Raw genomic sequence first — 638 nt, forward strand, 5'->3', positions numbered from 1 at the left:
CGCGGACAGTGCCTGGTGGGTAGTTTGACTGGGGCGGTCTCCTCCCAAAGAGTAACGGAGGAGCACGAAGGTTGGCTAATCCTGGTCGGACATCAGGAGGTTAGTGCAATGGCATAAGCCAGCTTAACTGCGAGACGGACAGGTCGAGCAGGTACGAAAGTAGGTCATAGTGATCCGGTGGTTCTGAATGGAAGGGCCATCGCTCAACGGATAAAAGGTACTCCGGGGATAACAGGCTGATACCGCCCAAGAGTTCATATCGACGGCGGTGTTTGGCACCTCGATGTCGGCTCATCACATCCTGGGGCTGAAGTCGGTCCCAAGGGTATGGCTGTTCGCCATTTAAAGTGGTACGCGAGCTGGGTTCAGAACGTCGTGAGACAGTTCGGTCCCTATCTGCCGTGGGCGTTGGATGATTGAAGGGAGTTGCTCCTAGTACGAGAGGACCGGAGTGAACGAACCTCTGGTGTTCGGGTTGTCACGCCAGTGGCACTGCCCGGTAGCTAAGTTCGGAATCGATAACCGCTGAAAGCATCTAAGCGGGAAGCGAGCCCTGAGATGAGTCATCCCTGACCCCTTGAGGGTCCTAAAGGGCCGTTGGAGACCACAACGTTGATAGGTGGGGTGTGTAAGCGTAG

At 55.8% G+C, this 638-nt stretch carries 1 rRNA gene; it reads left to right on the forward strand.

Annotated features, from left to right (window positions below):
* A 23S ribosomal RNA gene (locus tag ACNPAA_RS21030) occupies positions 1–638 on the forward strand; the annotation flags it as partial.

The organism is Aeromonas sp. PS2Canimalfood6, from assembly GCF_048276795.1.
Lineage (GTDB): Bacteria > Pseudomonadota > Gammaproteobacteria > Enterobacterales > Aeromonadaceae > Aeromonas > Aeromonas caviae.